This window comes from Rhizobium oryzicola (assembly GCF_030504645.1).
GTDB lineage: Bacteria > Pseudomonadota > Alphaproteobacteria > Rhizobiales > Rhizobiaceae > Neorhizobium > Neorhizobium oryzicola.
In genome coordinates this window covers 125,369-149,586 of sequence record NZ_JAUKWQ010000009.1, presented here as the reverse complement: position 1 = coordinate 149,586, position 24,218 = coordinate 125,369, and the positions used below count along the sequence as shown (strand labels likewise).

Genomic DNA, 24,218 nt, shown 5'->3' with positions numbered 1-24,218 from the left:
TCAGGACGAACGGAGAAGGGCGTTAATAGGAATCGGCAATCCAGTCCTCGTGGGCGTGACGCACACGAATGACGAGAATGTCGTTATTTTCCTCAATGCGGTAAATGATGAGGTGCGCCTGAAATGGGTGGACACGAACGGGTGGTGTAATCTCGTCTCGTTCACGAGCCATGCGTGGGTTGAGTGATATCAATTCAAACATCCGGAGAAGATGTTGGTGATATTGTCTAGCTTTTGACTCACCAAACAGCGCGAAACCATTCGTGGCGATGGCAATAATGTCCTCTTCAGCCGCAACGGTGAGCCGATAGCCCATCGGATTTAGGTCTTGGTCGCTGCTTTTAGAGCGGCTTCAAACAGGGCCTCGCCTGAGCGTTCCCCTATTCCGCTTTGCAAGCCTTCATCGACCAGCCGCTGCATGGACTGGATTCGTTCGATCCGTTCCTGATCGCGACGGATCAGATCGCGCACGTAATCGCTTGAGTTCGAATAGCGGCCAGACCGTGATTGAGCCTCGACCCAGTCTTTCATCTGATCGGGAATGGATACGTTCATCGTTGCCATGGCAGCCTCAAGCTCATTGGAGCGTAAGTATCCTCATGATGGCAAAGTTTGTCAAACGCTGCGGGCGGCTAGGCAAAGCTCTTGCGGCGCGGCTCAATCGCCTGGGCATCGGCGACAGCGGGCAGGCTCTGCAGCACGCGGGTGGCGGGCAGGATGGCGATGGCTTCCGTGCCTTCGCGAAGCTTGGATCGCAGGATGAACTGGCCGTCATGCTTGGCGAGGATCGCCTGAACGATGGGCAGGCCAAGGCCGGTGCCCTGCTCGGCGCTCTTGATGGCGATCGAGCCCTGCCCGAAAGCCGAGAGCACCACGGGGATCTCCTCCTCGGCAATGCCCGGACCATTGTCCTTGATGGTGACGTACTGGCCGCCGCCGGCCGTCCAGCCGACCTTGACCGTTACCTCGCCACCTTGCGTGGTGAACTTCACCGCATTCGACAGAAGGTTCAGCACCACCTGGCGCATGGATTTCTCGTCCGCCCAGACTTGCGGCAGATCGGGCTCGAACTGCTGCTTGATGGTGATGTTCTTGGAGCGGGCACGCAGCTGGACCATGCCGATGCAATCCTCGGCAATTTCAAGCAGTGACAGCGACTCCTCGCTCAGTTCATAACGCCCGGCTTCGATGCGCGACAGATCGAGGATCTCGTTGATGAGGTTGAGCAGGTGCTGGCCCGAGCGGTGAATATCGCCCGCATATTCCTTGTAGGTCGGGTTGGAGAGCGGCCCCAGCACTTCCGAACTCATCACTTCGGAAAAGCCGAGGATGGCATTCAGCGGCGTGCGCAATTCATGCGACATGGACGCCAGGAAGCGTGATTTCGCAAGGTTTGCCTCTTCGGCCCGGCGGCGTGCTTCGTCGGAGACAGACTTCGCGACTTCCAACTCCGCGATCAGATCATCCTTTTCCGATTGGTAGGACATCAACGTCAGATTGGAGCGGTGGAGGCGGTCCGAGATGTAATGAAAGAGGATCAGCGCGGTTGCCGCCATCGCCGTCAGGCCGATGTCAAGGGTACTGCGCGAGCTAAACGCCGTGACTGCAAGCGTAATGACAGCGGGAACAAAGGCGAGCAGTGTTGCCTGACGCAACGTCACGTTTGCCATCGCCGATATCGATATCGCAACCAGCAGGACGGCGCCCTTGTAGAAATAGAAGCCATCGGTACCACAGGTATCGCATTGGCCCAGCGAGAAGATCGCCCAACAGCAGCCCATCAGGATCTGACCTGCCAGCAGCCGGATGCGCCATTTTCCGATCTTGGCCGTGGTGATCTCGATGCGGGATGCGCGGCGCGCCAGAAGCAGGTTGATGGAGTGGATGGCGAGCGTCAGAAGCGCCCAGCCCAGCATTCCCCCTTGCGGGTTGATGTAGATGCCTGCCGCCGCGACCAGCGTCACGAAGAGCGGCATGATCATGGCACCTTGGAGCATCGAATGCAGGTGCAGGGTGAGCATTTCCCGATCGAACATGGGGCTGCTACTGCCGTTGGACTGCAGCCGCTCTCGTGTTGCCCGAACCGCTTTCGATACCGCCTTGTTGCGGTGAGCGCGTGTTCGGTCCACGATAATCTTGTCGTTGGAGGTGCTGACGCCGCTACTCATGGCCATTGATGTTCATCCGGATATTGCCACACTAGAGGTCAAATCTTAAGAAGATCCTGATCCATGCAATGAATTTCACATTTGATAACCATTTGCGGCACTCACGAGGATCAAATATCAAGGTTGGAAAATTCGATAACAATCAAGGGGTAAGCGGGGCTCATCGGATTCTGACATTGGTGCCTGGTCTCGCTGCGAATGCCAGGCAAAGGTAAAAAATCGGGGCGCTGGCAAGGTTTTGTTTGCCGTCTTTGGGAAGTTTCCAATTGCGATTTGGGCCGTATCGTAACCGCCATTCGAAGCGGCTGCCGCAGGGGCGCGATGTCCTGCTAACCCTTTTCTTCGTGGGCCTGGTGGCGGCGGGCGCCAGCATTGTCGATCACGTCAATGCACCAGACCCGTTGATCGGGCCGTTCCGCGTGGTGGACGGCGATACGCTGGCACATGGCCGGGAACGGCTGCGGCTTGTGGAGATCGATGCACCGGAACTGGAACAGACCTGTCAGGATGGCGATGGCCGGGAGTGGCGTTGCGGCGAGGCGGCGCGTGAGGCGTTGCGAAAGTTTGCACGACAGGATGGTGTGCAATGTCAGGGTCGCCGCAGAGATCGCTATCAGCGCCTGCTGGTGACCTGCACGGTGGGTGCGGTGTCGGTCAACGAGGTCATGGTGTCAAGCGGTATGGCGCTTGCCAGCGGTGGTGCGTATGTGGCGGAGGAATCCGAAGCGCGTCGCGCCAGGCTTGGTATCTGGCAGGGCACTTTCGAGACGCCGCGCGAGTGGCGCAGACGCATGGCGCAAGAACGGGAGGATGATGCGGCATGGCCCGGTCTCGATCATCTCTGGAAAAGGATCTGGTGATGGCGGCTGCCTCTGGTGGGCAAGCAGCGCTCGAAGAACTGGCGGAAGCGATCCACGCCTGTCGGCTCTGTCGTGATGCTCCGCTCGGCGGTCCGGAGTCTCGTCTGCCGCACGAGCCGCGACCTGTCGTGGTGATGTCGAAGCGGGCGCGCATCCTGATCGCCGGCCAGGCGCCGGGCCTGCGCGTGCATGAGAGCGGTCTGCCCTTCAACGATGCCTCAGGTAACCGGCTGCGGGACTGGCTGAGCGTGACGCGCGACCAGTTCTATGATCCTGACAGGTTTGCGATTGTGCCGATGGGCTTCTGCTTTCCGGGTTATGATGCGCGCGGAAGCGATCTGCCGCCGCGACCGGAATGTGCGCCTACCTGGAGGCAGCAGGTGATCGACGCCATGCCGCAGATCGAGCTCGTGCTTGTCATCGGCCAGTATGCGCAGCACTGGCATATGCCCGATCTCGTGGCCAAGAGCATGACCGAGACGGTGCGCAACTGGCGGGTTGGCATGGGGCAGGGAACAGGGCCGCTTCGTCTGGCACTGCCGCATCCCAGCTGGCGCAACAGCGGTTGGTTGAAGAAAAATCCCTGGTTCGAGGAGGAGCTGCTTCCTGTTTTGAGACAGCATGTGGAAAGCCTCGTTGTCTGAAAAGATTTTCGGTTACATGGCGTGAATTTCGCGGTATGAAGAAAATTAATCTCAGAGGGACGATGAATGGACCGCCTTGACCGCAAAATCCTGCGCATCCTGCAGGAAGATTCTACGCTTGCCGTTGCCGATCTGGCCAAGAAGGTCGGTCTTTCCACCACCCCCTGCTGGCGCCGTATTCAGAAGATGGAAGAGGATGGCGTCATCCGCCGTCGTGTCGCGCTGCTCGATCCCGGCAAGGTCAACACCAAGGTCACGGTCTTCGTGTCGATCCGCACGGCAAGCCATTCCATCGAGTGGCTGAAGCGCTTTTCGGAAGTCGTCGTCGAGTTTCCGGAAGTCGTCGAATTCTATCGCATGAGCGGTGATGTCGACTATCTGCTGCGCGTCGTCGTCCCTGATATTGGCGCCTATGATGCCTTCTACAAACGGCTGATTGCCAAGATCGAAATCCGCGACGTGTCCTCTGCGTTCGCGATGGAGCAGATCAAGTACACCACAGAACTGCCGCTGGATTACATGGTGCTGGACAACCAGAAGTCCGGCGAGGATTGAGTTTTTGTCTCACGGTGTCAAAGCAAAAGGCCGGTGGATCGCTCCACCGGCCTTTGTCGTTTTGCATGTTGTACGAAACCTCAAAACTCTTCCCAGCTTTCGGTCGCCGCGGCTGATGCCCCACCGACGCCGACCGCGCGAGCAAGCTTGCTGACGAGCTTGCGGGCGGGCGAAGGGGCTGCCGCATGGCGGCTGGAGGCTGCGACCGGGGCTGAGGCCTGGGCGTAACTGCCATGGCCATAGCCGGAAGCGCTGCCGCCACCGATCTGGAATCGACCGACGAGCTGGCGAAGCTTGTCTGCTTCACCGGCCAGCGAGGCGCTGGCGGCGGTTGCCTGTTCCACCATCGCGGCGTTCTGTTGGGTGGTCTGGTCCATCTGGTTGACGGCGGTGTTGACCTCGGACAGGCCGACCGACTGCTCGCGGGCCGAGGTGGCGATTGCATCCAGCTGACCGTTGATCGAGACGACATAGCCGCCGATCATCTTCAGGGCATCGCCCGTGGCACTGACGAGCCTGACGCCATTTTCCACTTCATCCGCCGAGGTGCGGATGAGATCCTTGATCTCCTTCGCCGCCTGGGCAGAACGCTGGGCAAGCTCGCGCACTTCCTGGGCAACAACGGCAAAACCCTTGCCCGCTTCGCCCGCACGGGCTGCCTCGACACCGGCGTTCAGCGCCAGCAGGTTGGTCTGGAAGGCGATCTCGTCGATCACCCCGATGATGTTGGAGATCTGGCTCGACGAGGCTTCGATGCGCTGCATTGCATTGACGGCATCCGCGACGACGGTTTCCGACTTCTCTGCGGATCTGTTGGCGTCCACTGCGAGAGCACGCGCTTCTTCCGTGCGCTTGGTCGAATTGGTGACGTTGACGGTGATCTGATCCAGCGCCGCGGCTGTCTCCTCGAGAGACGCAGCCTGTTGCTCGGTGCGCTTCGACAGGTCGTTGGCACTGGAAGACAGTTCGCGTGAGCCGCTGTCGATAGAGCGGGTGGCTTCGGCGACGGAAGAGAGGGTGTCGCGCAGTTGGGAAACTGCGAGGTTGAAGTCGTTGCGCAGGCCTTCGAAGTCAGACGCGAATGGACGCGAGAGTTCGAAGCCGAGATTGCCGCCGGCGAGCTGCTTCAGCCCTTCGGCCAGACCGGAGGTGGCTTCTGCCATTTCAGCGGCGCGCTTGGCATCGGCTTCGGCCACACGGGCGCGTTCGGCCTCGGTCATGTTACGATTGCTTTCGGCTTCCGCTTCCAGAGCCTTGGCCTTCAAGCCGTTGTCCTTGAACACCTGCACGGCCTTGGCCATGGCACCCACTTCATCGCGGCGATCGGTTCCATCCACATTGGCCGACAGATTGCCGCCTGCCAGAATGCCCATGGTCGACGCAAGGCCGCGGATCGGCGCGACGACGGAAGACTTGATGAACACAAAGCCGATCGCGGAAACGATCACGACACCTGCCATCAGTCCGGCAATCATCGTGAAGACTGTCGTGCCTGTGCGAACTGTCAGGGCGTCGTTTTCCTCCTGCGCTTGCTTCGTCAGGCGCGCGGTGTTTTCGGTCATGACCGCCGCCAGCTTGGTGATCTCGGGCTGGCAGGTCTTGAAATAGCGCTGTTGGATCCTCTGGTTTTCCACAGGGTCTGTCGTCGCCAGACCGGCGGCGATAACGTCGGCGCAGCTCGTGTCGACAATGCGAAGGGCAGAGACCTTGAGGTCTTGCAGAGCCGCCTCTCTTGGCAATGCCTGGATTGCGGTATCCATCATTTTGAGAAAATTAGCGCGCGACGTCGTCAGCTCGTCGGATGCACTCTTCAGGACTGCAGCATCGGTGGTCGAGATGATGTCGCCAATGGCACCACGCATCGTCTGGAAGTTGCGATTGGCCCGGGCGGTCGATACAGCGGCAGTCATTTCGCCGCTGATCAGGCCACTATAGCTATCATCAATCGCCCACATGCGCGACGCGGAATAGAAGGCAACGCCTGCCGAGAAGATTGCGAACAATCCCATAATGGCCAAAAATTTCGTGATGATCGGAAAATTACTCATGGTGACATCCTCGCTTCCACGTCTCTGCGCAGTCCTGCCTCGTTGTTTGGTCTATGCGCGCGGAGGATTTATTTGAATAAAATAAAATTAAAAGTTAATGTGGCGTGACTTCTTCATATTATCGATCTAACTGATTTAATTTCATATTTTAACTCTATGAATATCCCTATATTTTAGGGGGTCTTATTTTCTTCTTGTTTCCTAATTTAGAAATTGTACTTCGCCGCTTTATTTCTTACTTTCGGTTGAGTTTCGAATCAATAAAAAGCCGGTGGATCGCTCCACCGGCCTTTTGCTGTTTGTGATGCTCTGCCCGTGCTTAAAACTCTTCCCAGCTTTCGGTCGCCGCGGCTGACGAACCACCACCGACGCCGACCGCGCGGGCAAGCTTGCTGACGAGCTTGCGGGCCGGTGAGGGGGCCGCCGCATGGCGGCTGGAGGCCGCGACCGGGGCTGAGGACCGGGCGTAACCGCCATGGCCATAGCCGGAAGCGCTGCCGCCGCCGATCTGGAAGCGACCGACGAGCTGGCGAAGCTTGTCGGCTTCTCCGGCCAGCGAGGCGCTGGCGGCGGTTGCCTGTTCCACCATGGCAGCGTTCTGCTGGGTGGTCTGGTCCATCTGGTTGACGGCGGTGTTGACCTCGGAGAGGCCGACCGATTGTTCGCGGGCGGACGTGGCGATCGCATCCAGCTGACCGTTGATCGAAACGACATAGCCGCCGATCATCTTCAGGGCATCGCCCGTGGCACTGACGAGCCTGACGCCATTTTCCACTTCATCCGCCGAGGTGCGGATGAGATCCTTGATCTCCTTCGCCGCCTGGGCGGAACGCTGGGCAAGCTCGCGCACTTCCTGGGCAACGACGGCAAAGCCCTTGCCCGCTTCGCCCGCACGGGCTGCCTCGACACCGGCATTCAGGGCCAGCAAGTTGGTCTGGAAGGCGATCTCATCGATGACGCCAATGATGTTGGAAATCTGGCTCGACGAGGCTTCGATGCGCTGCATCGCATTGACGGCGTCCGCGACGACAGATTCGGACTTTTCGGCCGACTTGTTCGCATCCATCGCCATCGTGCGCGCCTCTTCGGTTCGCTTCGAAGCGTTCGAGACATTGGCGGTAATCTCGTCAAGGGCTGCGGCCGTCTCTTCCAGCGAGGCCGCCTGCTGTTCGGTGCGCTTGGAAAGATCGTTGGCGCTGGAGGAGAGTTCGCGTGAGCCGCTGTCGATGGAACGGGTGGCGTCGGCCACAGCCGAGAGCGTATCGCGCAGCTGGCTGACAGCCATATTGAAATCGCTGCGCAGGCCTTCGAAGTCAGATGCGAAGGGACGCGACAGTTCGAAGCCGAGATTGCCGCCGGCGAGCTGCTTCAGACCCTCGGCGAGGCCGGATGTGGCTTCTGCCATTTCGGCAGCGCGCTTGGCATCAACTTCGGCCACGCGGGCGCGCTCGGCCTCGGTCATGGAACGGGCACTTGCAGCTTCGGCTTCCAGAGCCTTTGCCTTCAAGCCGTTGTCCTTGAACACCTGCACGGCCTTGGCCATCGTGCCGACTTCATCGCGGCGATCGGTTCCGTCGACATTGGCTGACAGATTGCCGCCTGCCAGAACTTCCATCGTGGAGGCAAGGCCGCGGATCGGGGTCACCAGCCAGGCGCGGATCAGGAAGAAGCCGAGGATCATGATGACCGCCAAGCCCACCACGATACCTGCCTCGGTATCGAGGATCGTTGCCATGGAGACGTCCGACAGCTTGCCGCTTTGTGCGTTCTGTGCGCTGTCTATGTCCCGAACCACCGTGGTGAAGCGCGGCGTGATATCGACGAATGAGGGCTGGCATTCCTTGAGGAAGACTTCCTCAGAGGCCGCGATCTGCTCTGGCGTGGTTGATGCAAGGCCGAGCTTGATAGAGTTCGCGCAAGTTGTGTTCAGAATCCTCAGGCCGTCCTGCTTGAGCGGCCCGAGGTCCGTTCTCTCCGGCAATGCCGTCATGGCTGTTGTCATGAAGTCCGTGAATGTTTTCACGGCAGTTTCGAATTCGCTCTGGGCAGATGCGTTGAGAGCATCGGTTCTTGCCATCAGAATATCACTAATCGCGGCACGCGCATTCTGCATGGAGCGGCTGGCCCTGGAGATCGCGGTCATCGCTGCCGCCTCTCGCGTTAGCAGTTGCGAGTAGCTGGTGTCGATCTTCGAGATCTGCAGCGCCGTGTAGCCCGTTACACCCAGCGCAAAGACGCCAAACAGCGCCATGATGCTGAGAAACTTGCCGATGATCGGGATATTTTTCATCCGACTTCCCTCAAATGGAATCGCCCGCCCGGGCACATATGAGGACCAATCGGCTTGTGCCGTTAACGAACTCAAACTGCACACACTCCTATTTTTTAGGGATGCAATATTGGGTCTCGTCCCGTCAATTTTTCACGGCGCCTAATAAGCTTTTGATTGTAATGTCTTGCGGGCCAATCCTGCAGCGTGTGCAGGTCAGGGACGACAATCTGCCGCCCCTGATTTTGAGGGACTATTGATCCAGCCGCGCCAGCAGCGAGGATGTATCCCAGCGGTTGCCGCCGAGTTTCTGAACCTCTGCGTAGAACTGGTCGACAAGCGCCGTCAGAGGGAGGCTCGCCTTGTTGCGCTTTGCCTCGCTCAGCACGATGTCCAGGTCCTTGCGCATCCAGTCGACGGCAAAACCGAAATCATACTTGCCTTGGTTCATCGTCTTGTGGCGGTTTTCCATCTGCCAGGAACCGGCAGCACCCTTGGAGATGACGTCGACCACCTTTTCGATGTCGAGGCCGGCTTTCTTGCCGAAATGGATGGCCTCGGCAAGACCCTGCACGATGCCAGCGATGCAGATCTGGTTCATCATCTTGGTCAGCTGGCCGGAACCGACAGGCCCCATCAGCCCCACCATGCGCGCATAGGCGTCGATCACGGGCTTGGCCTTGTCGAAGATGGACTGCTCGCCGCCGCACATGACGGTGAGCACCCCGTTTTCCGCACCAGCCTGTCCACCGGAGACCGGCGCGTCGATGAAGCCCAGCCCCTTGGCTTCAGCAGCCGCTGCGAGCTCGCGCGCCACTTCTGCGGAAGCCGTCGTATTGTCGATCAGGACGGCGCCAGACTTCATGCCAGCCAATACACCATCGGCTGATATGGTGACTGAGCGAAGGTCATCGTCATTGCCCACGCAGGTGAAGACGAAATCCGCATCGGCCGCAGCCTCGCGCGGGGTCAGCGCATGGCTGCCGCCATAGCGTTTGACCCATTCTTCAGCCTTGGCAGTCGTGCGGTTGTAAACCGTGACCTCGTGACCGCCCTTTTCCTTCAGATGCCCTGCCATGGGAAAACCCATCACGCCAAGACCGATGAACGCTACCTTCGCCATGCCATTCTCCAGCTGTTGTTCGTTTCTGAGTAGACCAAATCAACGCGTCGGAAAAGGGCAGGGCTGAGATGCAGGAGGCTACAGGTTCACCGTCGCGTGAACTTTCGTTCCGCATGGGCCGCAAATTTGGAATGAAATGATCGCGTGCAGGTCATATTTGAAATGATCTTATGTCGACCGGATGGGTCGTCTATGCGAGCCTTTTGTCATCGTGAACGCGGCGGGATGACATCTATCCTGCCACAGGAAGGGGACAGGGACAAATGGTAACTCGCCGACAGACATTGGGCCTCATCGGAGCCTCGGCCATTGCAGCGGGCTTGCCGTTTACCGGCGGTGCGCGTGCAGCTACGCCCAAAACACTGCGCATCGGCTGGCAGAAGGGCGGCATTCTGGCGCTCGCCAAGAGCCAGGGCGCTCTGGAAAAGCTGTTTGCCAGCCGTGGTATCAGCATCACGTGGTCAGAATTCTCCTCCGGTCCTCCGCTTCTGGAGGCCCTTGGTGCAGGCGCGCTGGATTTCGGCCCGACCGGCGACGTACCGCCGCTGTTTGCACAGGCTGCCCGCGGCAATCTCGTCTACGCTGGCACCTACAAGGGGAGCGCCGAAGGCTCTGCCATCCTGGTGCGCAAGGACTCGCCGATCCAGACATTGCAGGATCTGAAGGGTAAGAAGCTTGCCTTCAAGCGTGGCTCCAGCGCCCATAACGTGGCGGTGAAGGTGCTGCGCAAAGGTGGCCTTGCGCTGACCGATGTGACGCAGGTTGATCTGGCACCGGCCGATGCCGCAGCCGCATTCAAGAATGGCAGCATCGATGCCTGGTCGATCTGGGATCCCTTTACCGCCGTGGCGCAGGCAGACCCTCAGACTCGCGTGCTGACGACCGCGAAGGGCATCGTCGAATCCTGGAGCTTCTTCCTCGCGAATGGTGATTTCGCCAAGGCCAATCCGGACGTGATCACTGATATCATCAAGGAGCTGGCGCGCTTCGGCAAGGAGGCTCAAACCAATCTGGAAGCCACCATTCCGGCACTGTCTGAGATCACCGGCGTTCCGCAGGATATCACGCGGGTGACGCTGACCCGCAGCGACTCCAACCTGGGTGATGTCGCGACCATCTCCGATGCGGCTATCGCCTACCAGCAATCGCTGGCGGACGAGTTCTTCGACCTGAAGATCATCCCGCGCAAGCTCACCATCAGTGACATCGTCTGGCGCCCGAAGGCCAGCTAATCCCGAACCGCCTGGAGACCCGCCATGACACAGCAGCAGAAGCCGATCGATTTCCTTTGGTTCATTCCAACCAGCGGCGACGGCACCTATATCGGTGCCAGCGACCTTAATCGTGCCCCCGACAACCGCTATCTCCGTGAAATCGCGGTTGCCGTGGACCGTCTGGGTTACAGCGGCGTTCTGCTGCCGACGGGCGTGTCCTGCGAGGAGAGCTTCGTGACGGCAGCGTCGCTCGCCCCGTTTACAGAAAAGCTGAAGTTCCTGGTGGCGATCCGTCCGGGCACCGCGTCTCCCGCCTATTATGCGCGTCTCGCCTCGACGCTCGACCGCATCTCCAACGGGCGGCTGCTGCTGAACATCGTCGTCGGCGGTTCGCCGGCGGAGTTGGCGGGTGATGGCATCTTCCTGCCGCACGACGAACGCTACGCACACGCCGAGGAATTTTTCCAGGTGTTTGAAGACCTGCTGGCGACCGGCAAGGCGGATCTCGACGGCAAGTACATCCAGGCCAAGCAGGCCAAGCTCGGTTTCCCGACCATTCAGCAGCCGCGCCCGCCGCTCTATTTTGGCGGTTCGTCCGATGCGGGCATCGAATTCTCCACGGGCCGCGCCGACAAATACCTCACCTGGGGCGAGCCGCCGGAACAGGTGGCTGAAAAGATCGAGCGGGTTCGTAAGTCAGCCGCTGCCAAGGGCAGGGAGGTTTCCTTCGGCATCCGCCTGCACTTCATCGTGCGGGAGACGGATGACGAGGCCTGGGAAGCGGCAGATCGGTTGATCTCCAAGCTGGATGACGAGACGATCGCCAAGGCGCAGGCGCATTTCGCCAGCGCGTCGGACTCGGTCGGCCAGCAACGCATGGCGGCTCTGCATGGCGGGCGGCGCGACAGACTGGAAGTCGCTCCCAACCTCTGGGCCGGTATCGGTCTCGTGCGGTCCGGCGCCGGTACCGCCCTCGTCGGCTCGCCGAAGACGGTTGCTGCGCGGCTCAAGGAATACCAGGACCTGGGCATCGAGACGGTGATCGGTTCCGGTTATCCGCATCTGGAGGAAGCTTACCGCGTCGCCGAACTTCTGTTCCCGGAACTCGGCATTGGCCGCGACGAGCAGCGGACCGGCTTTGGCTCTGAATTCACCTCCAACACCGTCTTTGCCGGCGGTGGCCATCAGACGCTGCGCGCGGTTGCCGCATCCTGATCCGGAACTGACCCGAAGGAGAACGCCCATGTCGATTTTGGATATTCAAGGTCCAGCACGAACCTTTGGTGCCGACAAGCCCAAGACCTTTCGGCTTCCAAAGGTTGATGCCGATCGTCTCTTGCCCTTTGTCGTGCCGGTGGCGCTTGTTGGTCTGTGGCAGGCCGGCTCCTCTTTCGGGTTCATTTCAGACCGCATCATGCCATCGCCTCTGGCCGTCCTCTCTGCCTTCTGGCAGGAGGCAGCCTCCGGCGATCTCGGGCACAATATCCTGGTCAGCGGAGCGCGCGCGCTGGCGGGCCTTGCGGTCGGCGGCAGTATCGGCTTCCTGCTCGGCATCGTGAACGGGTTGTCTCGGCTTTCCGAACGGCTGACGGACACGACGTTGCAGATGGTGCGCACCATTCCGCATCTGGCACTCATCCCTCTGGTCATTCTCTGGTTCGGCATTGGCGAGGAAGCAAAGCTGTTTCTGACGGCGCTCGGCGTGCTCTTCCCCGTCTATCTCAACACCTATCACGGCGTGCGCAATGTCGATCGCGATCTGATCGAGATGGGCCGCATCTACGGCATGGGCCGCTGGTCCTTGTTCCGCAAGGTGATTTTCCCCGGCGCGCTGCCGTCCATCTTTGTCGGGCTTCGTTATGCGCTCGGCATCATGTGGCTGACGCTGATCGTGTCCGAAACCATCGCCGCTTCGTCCGGCATCGGTTACATGGCCAACAATGCCCGCGAGTTCATGATGACCGATATTGTCGTTCTCGCACTCGTCATCTACGCCCTGCTCGGCAAGCTAGCCGATGTGGTGGCCCGCGCGTTGGAGCGCTGGGCGCTCTCCTGGAACCCCGCCTACCAGCGCTGACAAAAGGATTGTGTCATGACCATCGCTCAGGTTGAACGCGACCACCGCGCATCCATCGAGACCACTTCCGAAACGGCACCTTCTGTCGCACCGGCAGGTCTTCGCCTGCGAGGTGTCGAGAAGACCTTCGGCAAGAACCGCGTGCTGCGTGGCATCGATCTCTTCGTACCCGCCGGCCAGTTCCTTGCGATCGTCGGCAAGAGCGGCTGCGGCAAGAGCACGCTGCTCAGACTTCTCGTCGGGCTCGACCAGCAAACCGGCGGTACGATTGCCTTCGAAGATGGGCAAGGCCAGGAGATCGCGCCAAATTCCCGTATTGTCTTTCAGGAGCCGCGCCTGCTGCCGTGGTTCGATGTGGCCGATAATGTCGGCGTCGGACTCGGCGATGGTGTTGCGCGTGCCGACGCACGTCGGCGGGGTGAGGCGGCGCTTGCCGAAGTGCAGCTTTCGGACAAGGCGAAGGAATGGCCTTCGCGCCTATCCGGCGGCCAGCGCCAGCGCGTGGCGCTGGCGCGTGCGCTCGTCAGCCGTCCGGGACTTCTGGCGCTGGATGAACCGCTCGGCGCGCTGGATGCGCTGACCCGCATCAGCATGCAGGCGCTGCTTGCCCGCGTATGGCAAGAGCTTGGGTTTACGGCCGTGCTCGTCACGCATGACGTAACGGAAGCGGTTCACCTTGCGGATAGGGTGATTGTGCTGGACGAAGGCCGCATCATCAGGGATATCGCCGTTCCGCAGCCGCATCCCCGCCACCATGGCGATGCCTCGCTGGCAAAAATAGAGGGGCAGCTGCTGGAGGCAATCCTCGGCGAACGGTGACGTGGCATTGGCAACTGCCCTCATAAGCCCTATCCAATCCACGGTGAGGAATGGACAAGGCTTTCAGGGGAGGACACCATGAGCCGTATAGAAGGGCAGATAGCCGTCGTAACGGGCGGTACGCAAGGATTGGGCGCGGCGATTGCCGAGCAATTTGCGGAAGCCGGAGCGGCGGGCATTGTGATTGTCGGGCGCGACGCGGGCAAGGGTCAAGGCGTTGCCAACCGCATTGCGGAGAAGACGGGTGTCGCCGTCGAAGTGGTGGCTGCCGATCTGGCCGATATCCTTGCTGTGCGCACCATCATTCCGGCTGCGGACAGGCTGTTTGGGCGGGTTGATATTCTGGTCAATGCGGCAGGACTGACGGATCGCGGCAATATCCTTAACACCACGCCAGAGCTCTTTGACCGGATGTTCGCGGTCAATACGCGTGCGCCTTTCTTCCTGCTGCAGGATGCGGCCAAGGTGATGATCCGCGAGGGCATCGAGGGCAGGGTGGTCAATATCGGCTCCATGTCGAGCCTGGCAGGCCAGCCGTTTCTGGCACCCTATTCCGCGTCCAAAGGCGCACTGGCGACACTGACCCGCAACGCCGCCTATTCGCTGATGCGCCATCGCATCCATGTGAACCAGCTGGATATCGGCTGGATGAATTCCGACCACGAGCGAAAGCTGATCCTCTCCGAAACCGGCGACCCCGATTTCATCGATCGCGCCGCTGCGCAAAAGCCGTTTGGCCGCATTCTCGACCCGAGGGAAGTGGCGCGTACGGTGCTGTGGATGGCATCGGATGAAAGCGGCATGATGACCGGCGCAGTCATCCCCTTCGACCAGTCCGTCTATGGCGGTTACGACGATGCGCCAGTGCCGACGGAAAAGCTTAAGGGGTAACAGGCGGCCTGACCCGAGGGCGGTCGATCATTCGTCGCCCTCAAGCGTCTTGTGAATGCGGGTGCGACCGACATCGATGACGTGACGCATGGCGGCAACAGCCTTGTCCGGATCACGCGATGCGATGGCGTGGGCAATGCGCAGGTGGTTTGTCGCCACTTCGTCGATCTTTTCCGGCGAGGCCGCGGGCGAGGACAGGCGGAAGGATATGGCCAGTGCCGCCTCGATGAGCGCGCTTGCGGACCGCATGAACGGGTTGCCGGACATGCGGGCAATCGCCAGGTGGAATTCAAGATCCACCTTGGCGATGCTTTCCGGCGTATGCTTGGGATCGTCGAACTTGGCCGCAATGGCGTACAGTGCCACGATGTCATCGCTGGAGGCACGCAGCGCGGCAGCCGCAGCTGCCGCCGGTTCGAGTGCCAGGCGCATTTCCGCCAGATGCTCGATAAAGGACAGATCGACGCCCACGTCGCAGCGCCAGCCAAGCACATCCGGATCGAAGAAGTTCCAGTTCGAACGCGGCAGCGCACGGGTGCCCACCTTGGCCTTGGCCTCGATCAAGCGTTTCGCTGCCAGCGTCTTCATCGCTTCGCGCAGCACGGTCCTCGAAACGCCGAAGCGCATCGAGAGCTCCGTGTCACCCGGAAGAATGGACCCTTCGGGTATGCGGCCAGAGACAATGGCGCTGCCCAGTTCCGCTACCACATGCGCATGGCTGCTGCCGCGCTTCTTGCCTGTGATCGTCGTCTCAAGCAACCCCACCTAACGCTCCTTTTCCCCCACCACGGCTCATCCGAAGATTCGAATACCAGATGATACCTCTCTGAAGGGCAATGAAAACAAACAGAAGGATGCCAATAACGATCTTTGTCCACCAGGACGAGAGTGTTCCATCGAATACGATGTAGGTTTGTATCAGGCCCTGGATCAGGATGCCCAGGAATGTTCCGGCCACAAGCCCGGTGCCGCCCGTGAGAAGCGTACCGCCAATGACGACAGCCGCAATGGCATCCAGTTCGATTCCAACCGTCGCCAGCGAGTAGCCGGACGAGGTGTAAAGCGTATAGGCAAGCCCGGACAGGCCAGAGAGAAAGCCCGACAGTGCGTAGATTTCGACTGTCGTCTTGCCTGCGGGAACGCCCATCAATTCTGCAGATTGCTGGTTGCCGCCAAGGGCATAGACATTGGCACCGAAGCGTGTGCGGCCGGCAATAATGATGGCCGCCGCAAACACGACAAGCATCAGCATGGCGAGTGCCGAGAGCCGTCCACCGCCCGGAATGCGCAGGTAGAAGCCCTGGATCGCGTCCAGCAAAGGATGACTGATCGGCACGGATTCCGTCGAGATGAGATAGGCCGCGCCGCGCGCGAAGAACATGCCCGCCAGGGTCACCACGAAGGGCGGAATGCCAAGAAAGCGAATCATCAAACCCATTCCGGCCCCGAATGCGGTCGACATGATCAACACCAGGCCGAACGCCACCAACGGGTGGACGCCCAGCTTGCCCACCAGAACCGCCACGAACACGCTGGTGAAGGCGATGACGGAACCCACGGATAGATCGATACCGCCTGACAGGATGACGAAGGTCATGCCGACGGCAGCAATCCCCAGAAAGGCATTGTCCGTCAGCAGATTGCCCATGACGCGCGTCGAGAACATCGCCGGAAACTGCATGGTGCAGAGCGCATAGGCGATGAGGAAAATCGCAAGTGTTGCCAGGAAGGGCAGGTTGCGGGAGTTCATCATGCGCGTTTCTCCACCTTCTGATGGGACTTGGCCGGTCCACCCGGCTTCTTGGCAAAGCCGAGGAGGAGACCAACGGCAGGCGATTGCAGTGTCAGCACGACGATGATGATGCTGGCCTTGATGATCAGGTTGAATTCCGGCGGGAAGCCGGACAGCAGCGTGCCGGTGTTGATGGTCTGGATAATCAGTGCGCCGAGCAGCGAAGCGGTGATGGAAAAGCGGCCGCCGTTCAGCGAGGTGCCGCCGATGACCACGGCAAGGATGGCATCGAGCTCCAGCCAGAGACCAGCATTGTTGGCGTCCGCACCACGAATATCGGCCGTCACGATCAGGCCTGCAATCGCTGCCATCACGCCGGAGACGGCATAGACGAAGAACAGCAGGAAGCGGGCGCGCACGCCAGCCAGCATGGCGGCGCGACGGTTGATGCCCGTTGCCTCGATCAAGAAGCCAAGCGCGGAGCGGCGCACCAATAGCCCGATCAACAGACCGGCCGCCAGCCACAACAGAACCGGGATCGGAATGCCGCCGAGTGCGCCGGAGCCGAAGGCCGCGAAGCTGTCATTGTTGAAGGTGAGGATGACGCCCTCGGTGATCAACTGCGCGATACCGCGTCCGGCCACCATCAGGATCAGCGTTGCAATGATCGGCTGGATGTCGAGAAGAGCGACCAGAGCTCCATTCCACAGTCCGCAGGCGAGACCGACGCCGACCGCCACCAGCACGACAACCGTCAGAGGCTGGCCCTGTGCCACGAGAGTTGCGGCGACAGCGCCGCAGATGGCAATGACCGCGCCGATGGAAAGATCGATACCGCGCGTGGCAATCACGAGCGTCATGCCAACCGTCAGCAGCGCCACGGGAGCGGCGCGCACCAGAATGTCGATGAGGCTGCCATAAAGACGGCCGTTCTGGATCGATACCGACAGGAAGCCTGGGGACACCAGCGAAATGAGGCCGAGGATGATCACCAACGCGGCGATCTGCGGCGCAAGCCGCTTGAACTTGCGGGTGAGGGAGCTGCCCATTATGCGGCCTCCGTTTTCGTGGGGCCGGCAATGGCGTGCATGATGTTATCGGCTGTTACGTCGGCGCCCTTCAGTTCCGCCACGTGGCGCCGGTCGGAGAGAACCACGACGCGATGCGCAACAGCAGTGAGCTCTTCCAACTCGGAGGAGATGACCACCAGCGACATGCCTTCCGCACACAACCGCTCGATCATGCGCAGGATTTCCGCATGCGCGCCGATATCGATGCCGCGCGTTGGTTCGTCCAGAATCAGCAGGCGCGGATTTGTCGCCAGCCAGCGTGCGAGGATCGCCTTCTGCTGGTTGCCGCCGGACAGGAACTTGATGGGACGTTCGGCATCGGCCGGGCGAATGTCGAGCGAACGAATGTATTCCTGGGCAAGCGCCTTCTGTTTCTTGGCGGAAATAGGCTTGGCCCATCCATCGCGCGCCTGAAGTGCAAGTGCGATGTTTTCCGCGACGGAGAAGTCGCCGATGATGCCATCGGTCTTGCGCTCTTCCGGACAGAAGCCGAAGCGCTGAGAAATTGCCGATTCAGGCGAATGCAGTTGGACAGGCTTCCCATCGATCGTGGCTGTTCCGGAATCGGCCTTGTCGATGCCAAACAGCAGGAAGGCGGTTTCCGTGCGGCCGGAACCGAGCAGACCCGCGATGCCGACGACTTCGCCGGGCTGGATTTCCAGATCGAAGGGATCGACACTGCCGCGCTTGCCGAAATTCTCGAATCGGATCGGGGCCTCGCCACTCGGCGCTACCTTTTCGTCCGCGGCATGATGATCACGCGTGATGTGCTGGAGTTCGCGGCCGAGCATCATGGAGATCAGCTCCATGCGTGGCAGGCCCTCCAGTGCGCGGCTTCCGACGAGGCGGCCATTGCGCAGCACTGTGGTCCGGTCGGCGATCGCATAGACCTGATTGAGGAAGTGGGTGATGATGATGATGCCGAGGCCCTCGGCCTTCAGCTTGCGCAGCACATCAAACAGCATTTCGACTTCGTTGCTATCCAGGCTGGCGGTCGGTTCGTCCAGAACCAGCACCTTGCCGGAGAGATCGACGGCGCGCGCAATGGCAACGATCTGGCGGATTGCCACCGAATAGCTGGAGAGCAGCGCATCCACGTCGATGTCGAGACCGTAGCGCGACAGCAGTTCACGAGAGCGTTTGCGCATCTCCGCCTTGTTGACCATGCCGAAGCGGCGCGGCTGGCGTCCGAGAAACAGATTTTCCGCAACCGTCAGATTTTCAAGAAGGTTCACCTCCTGATAGACGGTGCCGATACCGAGTGCCTGTGCATCGGCCACGGAAGCCGGGAAAATTTCCTCGCCGTCCATGCGGATCGTGCCATTATCGCGCTGATAGACGCCGGTGAGGATCTTGATCAGGGTTGATTTGCCTGCGCCGTTCTCGCCGAGAAGCGCATGGACTTCACCGCGATGCAGCGTGAAATCGACACCATCAAGCGCAGTGATGCCGAGGAAGCTCTTGCCAATGGCACGAGCCTCCAGAAGTGGAGTATGATCTGACATGGACGATATCCGCTACACGTAAAATGCAGGTCGGCCGGATGAAGCCGTTTGGTCGTTCCGACCGAGAGGGGCGCAAGCCCGCAAGGCCGGAGGCAGGCAAAGCCCACCCCCGGCCTTTGGCGCCAGGATATCAGTAGCCGAGGCCCTTCTTGGCTTCGTAGACCTTCATCGGGTCATCCTTGGCCGTGTAGAGCTTGGATTCGGTCTGGATCCACTTCGGCGGCTCCTTCTTGTCCTTCAGATACGCCATCAGCGCATCGAAGGCCGGACCTGCCATGTTCGGCGTCAGTTCGACAGTGGCGTTGGCTTCGCCGGCTGCCATGGCCTTGAAGATGTCAGGAACAGCGTCGATCGAGACAACCTTGATGTCGGTGCCCGGCTTCAGACCAGCTTCCTTGATGGCCTGGATGGCGCCGACGGCCATGTCGTCGTTGTGGGCATAGACGGCACAGATGCCCTTGCCGCCGCCTTCCGCCTTGATGAAGCTTTCCATGACTTCCTTGCCCTTGGTACGGGTGAAGTCACCGGTCTGCGAGCGGACGATCTTGATGTTGGCATGGCCAGCGATCGCCTGTTCGAAACCCTTCTTGCGGTTGATGGCGGGCGAGGAGCCCGTGGTGCCCTGCAGTTCCACGACCTTGCAGTCCTTGCCTGCAACGTCCTTCACCAGGTAATCGCCGGCAACCTTGCCTTCATGCACGGTGTCGGACGTGACGGCTGTCAGGTAAAGGTCCTTCGGAGCTTCCACTTCGCGGTCGAGAAGGATCACGGGGATCTTCTCTTCCTTGGCTTCCTTCAGAACGGCGTCCCAGCCGGTTGCCACCACCGGTGCCACGAAGATCGCATCGACCTTCTGTGCGATAAAGCCACGGATCGCCTTGATCTGGTTTTCCTGCTTTTGCTGGGCATCGGCGAACTTGAGCGTTACGCCGCGCTTTTCTGCCTCCTGCTTGGTGACGGTGGTTTCAGCCGCACGCCAGCCCGATTCGGAGCCGATCTGCGAAAAACCGACGGTCAACGAAGCCGCGGAAACGCTGGATGCCAATGACAGGGTAACGGCGACAGCGAGCGTCGCGAGAGCTTTTTTCATCTTATCCTCCCAGAGATGATGTCAGCAGTGACGAGCGGGAAGTGACCATATTATATTACTTTTGAAAAGCGGATTTTTCTCTTTCTGAACGAAAATTTTCACAACTAAGAATTTAAATCGATCTAATTCGCAGCGCACACGAAATTATGTTGCGTTGCATTCAAAATGTTGCGTCGCGGATTAAACCGAGACGGTGCTTGACAAGAAGGGTCGCTGGCAAATAGTCATATTTATAGACTAAGGCGCTCCGGCGTCCGGGAGGATAATGCACTCAGGTCTACTGAGCGGCACATTCAGGGTAGGTATCAGGGATACATGTTGAGACTTCTCCAAGTGATCGTCGGCGGTCAGCCGCGCGTTGTTGTCTGGCACGGCGAAGGCGCCGGTCAGGTCGTTGAAGGCGTTCAGTCCACCTATGAACTGGCGCAAAAGGCCATTGCTGCGGGCAAGGGATTTGCGGATTACATCGCAACGCTCAGCCTCGGCGAGAGCGTCGACCTGGAAAAGGCGGCTGCTGAGAACCGCATCGGCCTTCCGATTAGCCATCCGGATCCGGCCCATTTCATCGTTGCCGGTACGGGGCTCACCCATCTTGGTTCCGCCGATGGTCGCGACAAGATGCACAAGGCTGCCCAGTCTGCAGAGAAGCCGACCGATTCCATGCGCATGTTCCTGATGGGCGTTGAAGGCGGCAAGCCGAAGGCCGGCGAAACCGGCGTTCAGCCGGAATGGTTCTATAAAGGCGATGGCACGCAGTTGAAGGCAACCGGTGAAGACCTCGTCTCTCCGTCTTTTGCGCTCGATGGCGGCGAAGAGCCGGAACTGGCCGGTATTTATCTGGTTGGTGCGGATGGAACGCCCTACCGCCTCGGTTTCTGTCTCGCCAACGAATTTTCCGACCACGTCACGGAGAAGGGCAACTACCTCTGGCTTGCGCATTCCAAGCTTCGCCAGGCATCGCTCGGTCCGGAACTCTTGGTCGGCGAACTGCCGGCGCATGTGGAAGGCACGTCCCGCGTGCGTCGCGGCGACAAGGTGATCTTCGAGAAGCCGTTCCTGTCTGGTGAAGCGAACATGTCGCACACCATCGCCAATTTGGAACATCATAACTTCAAGTATGATTTATTCCGTCGTCCGGGCGATCTGCATGTCCACTTCTTCGGCACGGCCACCTTGTCCTTCTCGGACAATATCAAGACCGAGGCCGGTGACGTGTTCGAAATTTCGGCGGCCCCCTTCAAGCTTACGCTCTCCAATCGTCTGGCCGTGGCAGCGGAAACGCCTGTTACCATCAAGGTTCTGTGAGGGCGGTCGATGAGTTCCATTCGTCTTGCCATCGTCGGTCTTGGCAAAATCGCCCGCGATCAGCATCTGGGTGCCATTGAGGCGACTGATGGTATCGATCTGGTTGCGGTGGCCAGCCGCAACGCAAAGCTCGAAGGTGTGCACTGTTTCAGCGACATCCACGAGCTTCTGGCGTCGGGCATTGAAATCGATGCCATTTCGCTCTGCACGCCACCGCAGGGTCGTTTTGAGCAGGCGCAGGCAGCGCTTCTCGCCAACAAGCATGTGATGCTGGAAAAGCCGCCGGGTGCGACGATCGCAGAAGTTTTCGCGCTGGATCAGCTGGCGCAGAAGCAGGGTAAGTCGCTGTTTGCCACCTGGCATTCGCGTGAGGCCGCTGCCGTTGAGCCGGCGCGCAAGCTGCTTTCTGAACGCAAGGTCCGTTCCGTCCACGTGGAATGGAAGGAAGATGTTCGCCACTGGCATCCGGGTCAGGCCTGGATCTGGGAGCCGGGCGGTCTCGGCGTCTTCGATCCGGGTATCAACGCACTGTCGATCGTCACCCGCATCATGCCGGAAAGCTTCCACCTCACGGCGTCCGAACTGTCCTTCCCGGCCAATCGTGCGGCCCCGATCGCTGCCAATCTGACCTTTGCATCGGCCAGTGGCATTGCCGTGACCGCCGAATTCGACTGGCGCCAGACCGGTCCTCAGACCTGGGATATCCGGGTCGAGACGGAGGAGGGGCCTGTTGTCCTGACGCATGGCGGCAGCCGCCTGCTGGTGGATGGCACTGCGCAAATTGTCGAGGAAGATCGCGAATATCGCAACCTCTACCGTCATTTCGTGTCATTGGTAAATGCCGGCCGGTCCGATACGGACTTCTCACCATTGGTGCATGTGGCCGACGCATTCATGCTGGGCCGCCGCAATGTGGTCGAGGCCTTTGAAGATTGATGTGCTGACGGCCAGTCCGTCACGTCCTTGAAAAGAAGATTGAGCTCATGAGCAACGACAAACTGCCCACCACGACCGCCAAGGGACCGAACGGCAAGCTTCGCTCACGCGCGTGGTTCGACAACCCCGCCAATGCCGACATGACGGCGCTTTATCTCGAGCGCTACATGAACTTTGGCCTCAGCCAGGCGGAACTGCAGTCGGATCGTCCGATCATCGGTATCGCGCAGACCGGCTCGGATTTGTCTCCGTGCAACCGTCATCACCTGGAGCTGGCAAATCGCCTGCGCGAAGGTATCCGCGAAGCCGGCGGCATCGCCATCGAATTCCCGGTTCACCCGATCCAGGAAACGGGGAAGCGCCCGACCGCGGGTCTCGATCGCAACCTCGCTTATCTCGGCCTCGTGGAAGTGCTGTATGGTTATCCACTTGATGGCGTCGTCCTGACGATCGGCTGCGACAAGACCACGCCGGCCTGTCTCATGGCCGCCGCCACCGTGAACATTCCGGCGATCGCCCTGTCGGTCGGTCCGATGCTGAATGGCTGGTTCCGTGGCGAGCGTACGGGTTCCGGCACCATCGTCTGGAAGGCCCGCGAACTGCTGGCAAAGGGCGAGATCGACTACGCAGGCTTCGTGAAGCTCGTGGCCTCGTCGGCTCCGTCGACCGGCTACTGCAATACTATGGGCACCGCCACGACCATGAACTCGCTGGCAGAGGCGCTCGGCATGCAGCTGCCGGGTTCGGCCGCCATTCCGGCGCCCTATCGCGACCGTCAGGAAGTCTCCTACCACACGGGCCTTCGCATCGTTGAGATGGTCAAGGAGGACCTGAAGCCTTCCGACATCATGACGAAGGATGCCTTCATCAACGCAATTCGCGTGAACTCGGCCATCGGTGGTTCCACCAATGCGCCGATCCATCTGAACGGTCTGGCGCGCCACCTCGGCGTTGAGCTGACCGTCGATGACTGGCAGACCTATGGCGAGGAAATTCCGCTTCTTGTGAACCTGCAGCCGGCTGGCGAATACCTCGGTGAAGATTACTATCACGCTGGCGGCGTTCCGGCTGTCGTCAACCAGTTGATGAAGCAGGGCCTCATCAAGGAAGACGCGATGACGGTGAATGGCAAGACGATCGGCGAAAACTGCCGTGGCGCCATCATCGAAGACGAGAAGGTGATTCGTCCGTACGAGCAGCCTCTCAAGGAGCGTGCCGGCTTCCGCGTGCTGCGCGGCAACCTGTTCTCTTCTGCCATCATGAAGACGAGCGTGATCTCCAAGGAGTTCCGCGACCGTTACCTGTCGAACCCGAACGATCCGGAAGCCTTCGAAGGTCGGGCGGTCGTGTTCGATGGTCCGGAGGATTACCATCACCGCATCGACGATCCGTCGCTTGAGATCGACGAAAACACCGTTCTCTTCATGCGCGGCGCTGGCCCGATCGGCTATCCCGGCGCTGCCGAAGTGGTCAACATGCGCGCTCCGAGCTACCTGCTCAACAAGGGCGTGACCTCGCTACCATGCATCGGCGATGGCCGTCAGTCCGGTACGTCGGGCAGCCCGTCCATCCTGAATGCTTCGCCGGAAGCGGCAGCTGGCGGCGGTCTCGCCCTGTTGAAGACGGGCGATCGCGTTCGAATCGACGTTGGCCAGGGCAAGGCGGACATCCTGATTTCCGAGGAGGAACTCCAGGCACGCCGTCAGGCTCTTGCAGCCGAAGGCGGATACAAGTATCCGGATCATCAGACACCGTGGCAGGAGATCCAGCGGGGCATCGTCGGTCAGATGGAAACCGGCGCCGTTCTGGAGCCAGCAGTGAAATATCAGCGAATCGCGCAGACAAAGGGAATTCCGCGTGATAATCACTAAGCTGATTTAAATCGTTTGCAGACGGCAATCGTGCCGTCTGC

General features: G+C 60.1%; 22 protein-coding genes. 11 read left to right on the top strand and 11 right to left on the bottom strand.

The features are described from left to right. Positions 1-22: 22 nt before the first annotated feature. The 3 genes from Q2T52_RS21410 to Q2T52_RS21400 all read right to left on the bottom strand — a co-directional run bounded on the left by Q2T52_RS21410 (position 23) and on the right by Q2T52_RS21400 (position 2,168). Positions 23-316 carry a type II toxin-antitoxin system RelE/ParE family toxin gene (locus Q2T52_RS21410; protein WP_302078897.1) on the bottom strand — a complete coding sequence of 98 codons (294 nt, stop codon included), beginning with the start codon at positions 314-316 and terminating at the stop codon, positions 23-25. A gap of 5 nt (positions 317-321) precedes the next feature. Next, positions 322-564: a type II toxin-antitoxin system ParD family antitoxin gene (locus Q2T52_RS21405; protein ID WP_302078896.1), complete on the bottom strand. Its 243-nt coding sequence runs from the start codon at positions 562-564 to the stop codon at positions 322-324. A 68-nt stretch (positions 565-632) separates the two neighbouring features. Beyond that, entirely contained in the window at positions 633-2,168 is a 1,536-nt protein-coding gene (locus Q2T52_RS21400) for a sensor histidine kinase (protein WP_302078939.1), read from the bottom strand. 266 nt (positions 2,169-2,434) lie between these two features. Between Q2T52_RS21400 and Q2T52_RS21395 the strand changes: the two genes are divergently transcribed. The 3 genes from Q2T52_RS21395 (at position 2,435) to Q2T52_RS21385 (ending at position 4,227) form a co-directional block, all read left to right on the top strand. Beyond that, on the top strand, positions 2,435-3,028 hold the full coding sequence (locus Q2T52_RS21395) for a thermonuclease family protein (RefSeq protein ID WP_302078895.1): 594 nt from the start codon (positions 2,435-2,437) through the stop codon (positions 3,026-3,028). Then, the gene (locus Q2T52_RS21390; RefSeq protein ID WP_302078938.1) at positions 3,028-3,672 is read left to right on the top strand and encodes a uracil-DNA glycosylase family protein; all 645 of its coding nucleotides are present in this window, start codon (positions 3,028-3,030) and stop codon (positions 3,670-3,672) included. The genes Q2T52_RS21395 and Q2T52_RS21390 overlap by 1 nt, the downstream gene beginning before the upstream one ends. 66 nt (positions 3,673-3,738) lie before the next feature. Continuing rightward, positions 3,739-4,227 (top strand): Lrp/AsnC family transcriptional regulator, encoded by a 489-nt coding sequence (locus tag Q2T52_RS21385; protein WP_302078894.1) that lies wholly within the window; start codon positions 3,739-3,741, stop codon positions 4,225-4,227. An 80-nt stretch (positions 4,228-4,307) separates the two neighbouring features. Here the strand turns inward: Q2T52_RS21385 and Q2T52_RS21380 are convergent, their stop codons facing one another. From Q2T52_RS21380 to Q2T52_RS21370, 3 genes are all read right to left on the bottom strand, one after another. Continuing rightward, positions 4,308-6,275 (bottom strand): methyl-accepting chemotaxis protein, encoded by a 1,968-nt coding sequence (locus Q2T52_RS21380; protein WP_302078893.1) that lies wholly within the window; start codon positions 6,273-6,275, stop codon positions 4,308-4,310. A gap of 319 nt (positions 6,276-6,594) precedes the next feature. Further along, positions 6,595-8,565 carry a methyl-accepting chemotaxis protein gene (locus tag Q2T52_RS21375; RefSeq protein ID WP_302078892.1) on the bottom strand — a complete coding sequence of 657 codons (1,971 nt, stop codon included), beginning with the start codon at positions 8,563-8,565 and terminating at the stop codon, positions 6,595-6,597. A gap of 232 nt (positions 8,566-8,797) precedes the next feature. Then, positions 8,798-9,667: an NAD(P)-dependent oxidoreductase gene (locus tag Q2T52_RS21370; RefSeq protein ID WP_302078891.1), complete on the bottom strand. Its 870-nt coding sequence runs from the start codon at positions 9,665-9,667 to the stop codon at positions 8,798-8,800. A gap of 263 nt (positions 9,668-9,930) precedes the next feature. Here Q2T52_RS21370 and Q2T52_RS21365 point away from each other — a divergent pair, with 263 nt between their 5' ends. From Q2T52_RS21365 to Q2T52_RS21345, 5 genes are all read left to right on the top strand, one after another. After that, entirely contained in the window at positions 9,931-10,899 is a 969-nt protein-coding gene (locus Q2T52_RS21365; RefSeq protein WP_302078888.1) for an aliphatic sulfonate ABC transporter substrate-binding protein, read from the top strand. 24 nt (positions 10,900-10,923) lie between these two features. Further along, positions 10,924-12,096 carry an FMNH2-dependent alkanesulfonate monooxygenase gene (ssuD, locus tag Q2T52_RS21360; RefSeq protein ID WP_302078887.1) on the top strand — a complete coding sequence of 391 codons (1,173 nt, stop codon included), beginning with the start codon at positions 10,924-10,926 and terminating at the stop codon, positions 12,094-12,096. 28 nt (positions 12,097-12,124) lie between these two features. After that, entirely contained in the window at positions 12,125-12,958 is an 834-nt protein-coding gene (ssuC, locus tag Q2T52_RS21355) for an aliphatic sulfonate ABC transporter permease SsuC (RefSeq protein WP_302078886.1), read from the top strand. A gap of 15 nt (positions 12,959-12,973) precedes the next feature. Further along, on the top strand, positions 12,974-13,777 hold the full coding sequence (locus tag Q2T52_RS21350) for an ABC transporter ATP-binding protein (protein WP_302078884.1): 804 nt from the start codon (positions 12,974-12,976) through the stop codon (positions 13,775-13,777). 78 nt (positions 13,778-13,855) lie between these two features. After that, complete coding sequence (locus tag Q2T52_RS21345) at positions 13,856-14,668, top strand: SDR family oxidoreductase (RefSeq protein WP_302078883.1); 813 nt, start codon at positions 13,856-13,858, stop codon at positions 14,666-14,668. 27 nt (positions 14,669-14,695) lie between these two features. On the opposite strand, the gene Q2T52_RS21340 is transcribed toward Q2T52_RS21345, so the two are convergent. The 5 genes from Q2T52_RS21340 to ytfQ all read right to left on the bottom strand — a co-directional run bounded on the left by Q2T52_RS21340 (position 14,696) and on the right by ytfQ (position 20,065). Next, a complete protein-coding gene (locus Q2T52_RS21340; RefSeq protein ID WP_302078881.1) occupies positions 14,696-15,433 on the bottom strand; it encodes a FadR/GntR family transcriptional regulator in 738 nt (245 codons plus the stop codon). Further along, positions 15,420-16,418, bottom strand: coding sequence for a galactofuranose ABC transporter, permease protein YjfF (yjfF, locus tag Q2T52_RS21335; RefSeq protein WP_302078937.1), 999 nt, complete (start codon positions 16,416-16,418; stop codon positions 15,420-15,422). The genes Q2T52_RS21340 and yjfF overlap by 14 nt, the downstream gene beginning before the upstream one ends. Continuing rightward, positions 16,418-17,449 (bottom strand): ABC transporter permease, encoded by a 1,032-nt coding sequence (locus Q2T52_RS21330; protein ID WP_302078880.1) that lies wholly within the window; start codon positions 17,447-17,449, stop codon positions 16,418-16,420. The genes yjfF and Q2T52_RS21330 overlap by 1 nt, the downstream gene beginning before the upstream one ends. Further along, positions 17,449-18,975, bottom strand: a complete 1,527-nt coding sequence (locus Q2T52_RS21325; protein WP_302078879.1) for a sugar ABC transporter ATP-binding protein — start codon at positions 18,973-18,975, stop codon at positions 17,449-17,451. Before Q2T52_RS21325 ends, Q2T52_RS21330 begins: the two co-directional genes overlap by 1 nt. A 130-nt stretch (positions 18,976-19,105) precedes the next feature. Beyond that, complete coding sequence (ytfQ, locus tag Q2T52_RS21320) at positions 19,106-20,065, bottom strand: galactofuranose ABC transporter, galactofuranose-binding protein YtfQ (protein ID WP_302078877.1); 960 nt, start codon at positions 20,063-20,065, stop codon at positions 19,106-19,108. A gap of 315 nt (positions 20,066-20,380) precedes the next feature. On the opposite strand from ytfQ, the gene araD1 reads away from it, so the two are divergent. The 3 genes from araD1 to Q2T52_RS21305 are packed head-to-tail and all read left to right on the top strand — an operon-like array spanning position 20,381 to position 24,177. Further along, positions 20,381-21,370, top strand: coding sequence for an AraD1 family protein (gene araD1 / locus Q2T52_RS21315; RefSeq protein WP_302078876.1), 990 nt, complete (start codon positions 20,381-20,383; stop codon positions 21,368-21,370). Positions 21,371-21,379: 9 nt separating this feature from the next. After that, positions 21,380-22,306: a Gfo/Idh/MocA family protein gene (locus Q2T52_RS21310; RefSeq protein ID WP_302078875.1), complete on the top strand. Its 927-nt coding sequence runs from the start codon at positions 21,380-21,382 to the stop codon at positions 22,304-22,306. Between the two features lie 47 nt (positions 22,307-22,353). Continuing rightward, the gene (locus Q2T52_RS21305; protein WP_302078874.1) at positions 22,354-24,177 is read left to right on the top strand and encodes an IlvD/Edd family dehydratase; all 1,824 of its coding nucleotides are present in this window, start codon (positions 22,354-22,356) and stop codon (positions 24,175-24,177) included. The last annotated feature ends 41 nt before the right edge of the window (positions 24,178-24,218 follow it).

Coding starts and splice junctions, on each gene's coding strand:
- yjfF (WP_302078937.1), bottom strand. CDS start 16,418: ATGAACTCCCGCAACCTGCCCTTCCTGGCAACACTTGCGATTTTCCTC.
- ytfQ (WP_302078877.1), bottom strand. CDS start 20,065: ATGAAAAAAGCTCTCGCGACGCTCGCTGTCGCCGTTACCCTGTCATTG.
- ssuD (WP_302078887.1), top strand. CDS start 10,924: ATGACACAGCAGCAGAAGCCGATCGATTTCCTTTGGTTCATTCCAACC.
- araD1 (WP_302078876.1), top strand. CDS start 20,381: ATGTTGAGACTTCTCCAAGTGATCGTCGGCGGTCAGCCGCGCGTTGTT.
- Q2T52_RS21330 (WP_302078880.1), bottom strand. CDS start 17,449: ATGGGCAGCTCCCTCACCCGCAAGTTCAAGCGGCTTGCGCCGCAGATC.
- Q2T52_RS21345 (WP_302078883.1), top strand. CDS start 13,856: ATGAGCCGTATAGAAGGGCAGATAGCCGTCGTAACGGGCGGTACGCAA.
- Q2T52_RS21385 (WP_302078894.1), top strand. CDS start 3,739: ATGGACCGCCTTGACCGCAAAATCCTGCGCATCCTGCAGGAAGATTCT.
- ssuC (WP_302078886.1), top strand. CDS start 12,125: ATGTCGATTTTGGATATTCAAGGTCCAGCACGAACCTTTGGTGCCGAC.
- Q2T52_RS21405 (WP_302078896.1), bottom strand. CDS start 564: ATGGCAACGATGAACGTATCCATTCCCGATCAGATGAAAGACTGGGTC.
- Q2T52_RS21370 (WP_302078891.1), bottom strand. CDS start 9,667: ATGGCGAAGGTAGCGTTCATCGGTCTTGGCGTGATGGGTTTTCCCATG.
- Q2T52_RS21350 (WP_302078884.1), top strand. CDS start 12,974: ATGACCATCGCTCAGGTTGAACGCGACCACCGCGCATCCATCGAGACC.
- Q2T52_RS21305 (WP_302078874.1), top strand. CDS start 22,354: ATGAGCAACGACAAACTGCCCACCACGACCGCCAAGGGACCGAACGGC.
- Q2T52_RS21365 (WP_302078888.1), top strand. CDS start 9,931: ATGGTAACTCGCCGACAGACATTGGGCCTCATCGGAGCCTCGGCCATT.
- Q2T52_RS21390 (WP_302078938.1), top strand. CDS start 3,028: ATGGCGGCTGCCTCTGGTGGGCAAGCAGCGCTCGAAGAACTGGCGGAA.
- Q2T52_RS21325 (WP_302078879.1), bottom strand. CDS start 18,975: ATGTCAGATCATACTCCACTTCTGGAGGCTCGTGCCATTGGCAAGAGC.
- Q2T52_RS21380 (WP_302078893.1), bottom strand. CDS start 6,275: ATGAGTAATTTTCCGATCATCACGAAATTTTTGGCCATTATGGGATTG.
- Q2T52_RS21410 (WP_302078897.1), bottom strand. CDS start 316: ATGGGCTATCGGCTCACCGTTGCGGCTGAAGAGGACATTATTGCCATC.
- Q2T52_RS21375 (WP_302078892.1), bottom strand. CDS start 8,565: ATGAAAAATATCCCGATCATCGGCAAGTTTCTCAGCATCATGGCGCTG.
- Q2T52_RS21400 (WP_302078939.1), bottom strand. CDS start 2,168: ATGAGTAGCGGCGTCAGCACCTCCAACGACAAGATTATCGTGGACCGA.
- Q2T52_RS21310 (WP_302078875.1), top strand. CDS start 21,380: ATGAGTTCCATTCGTCTTGCCATCGTCGGTCTTGGCAAAATCGCCCGC.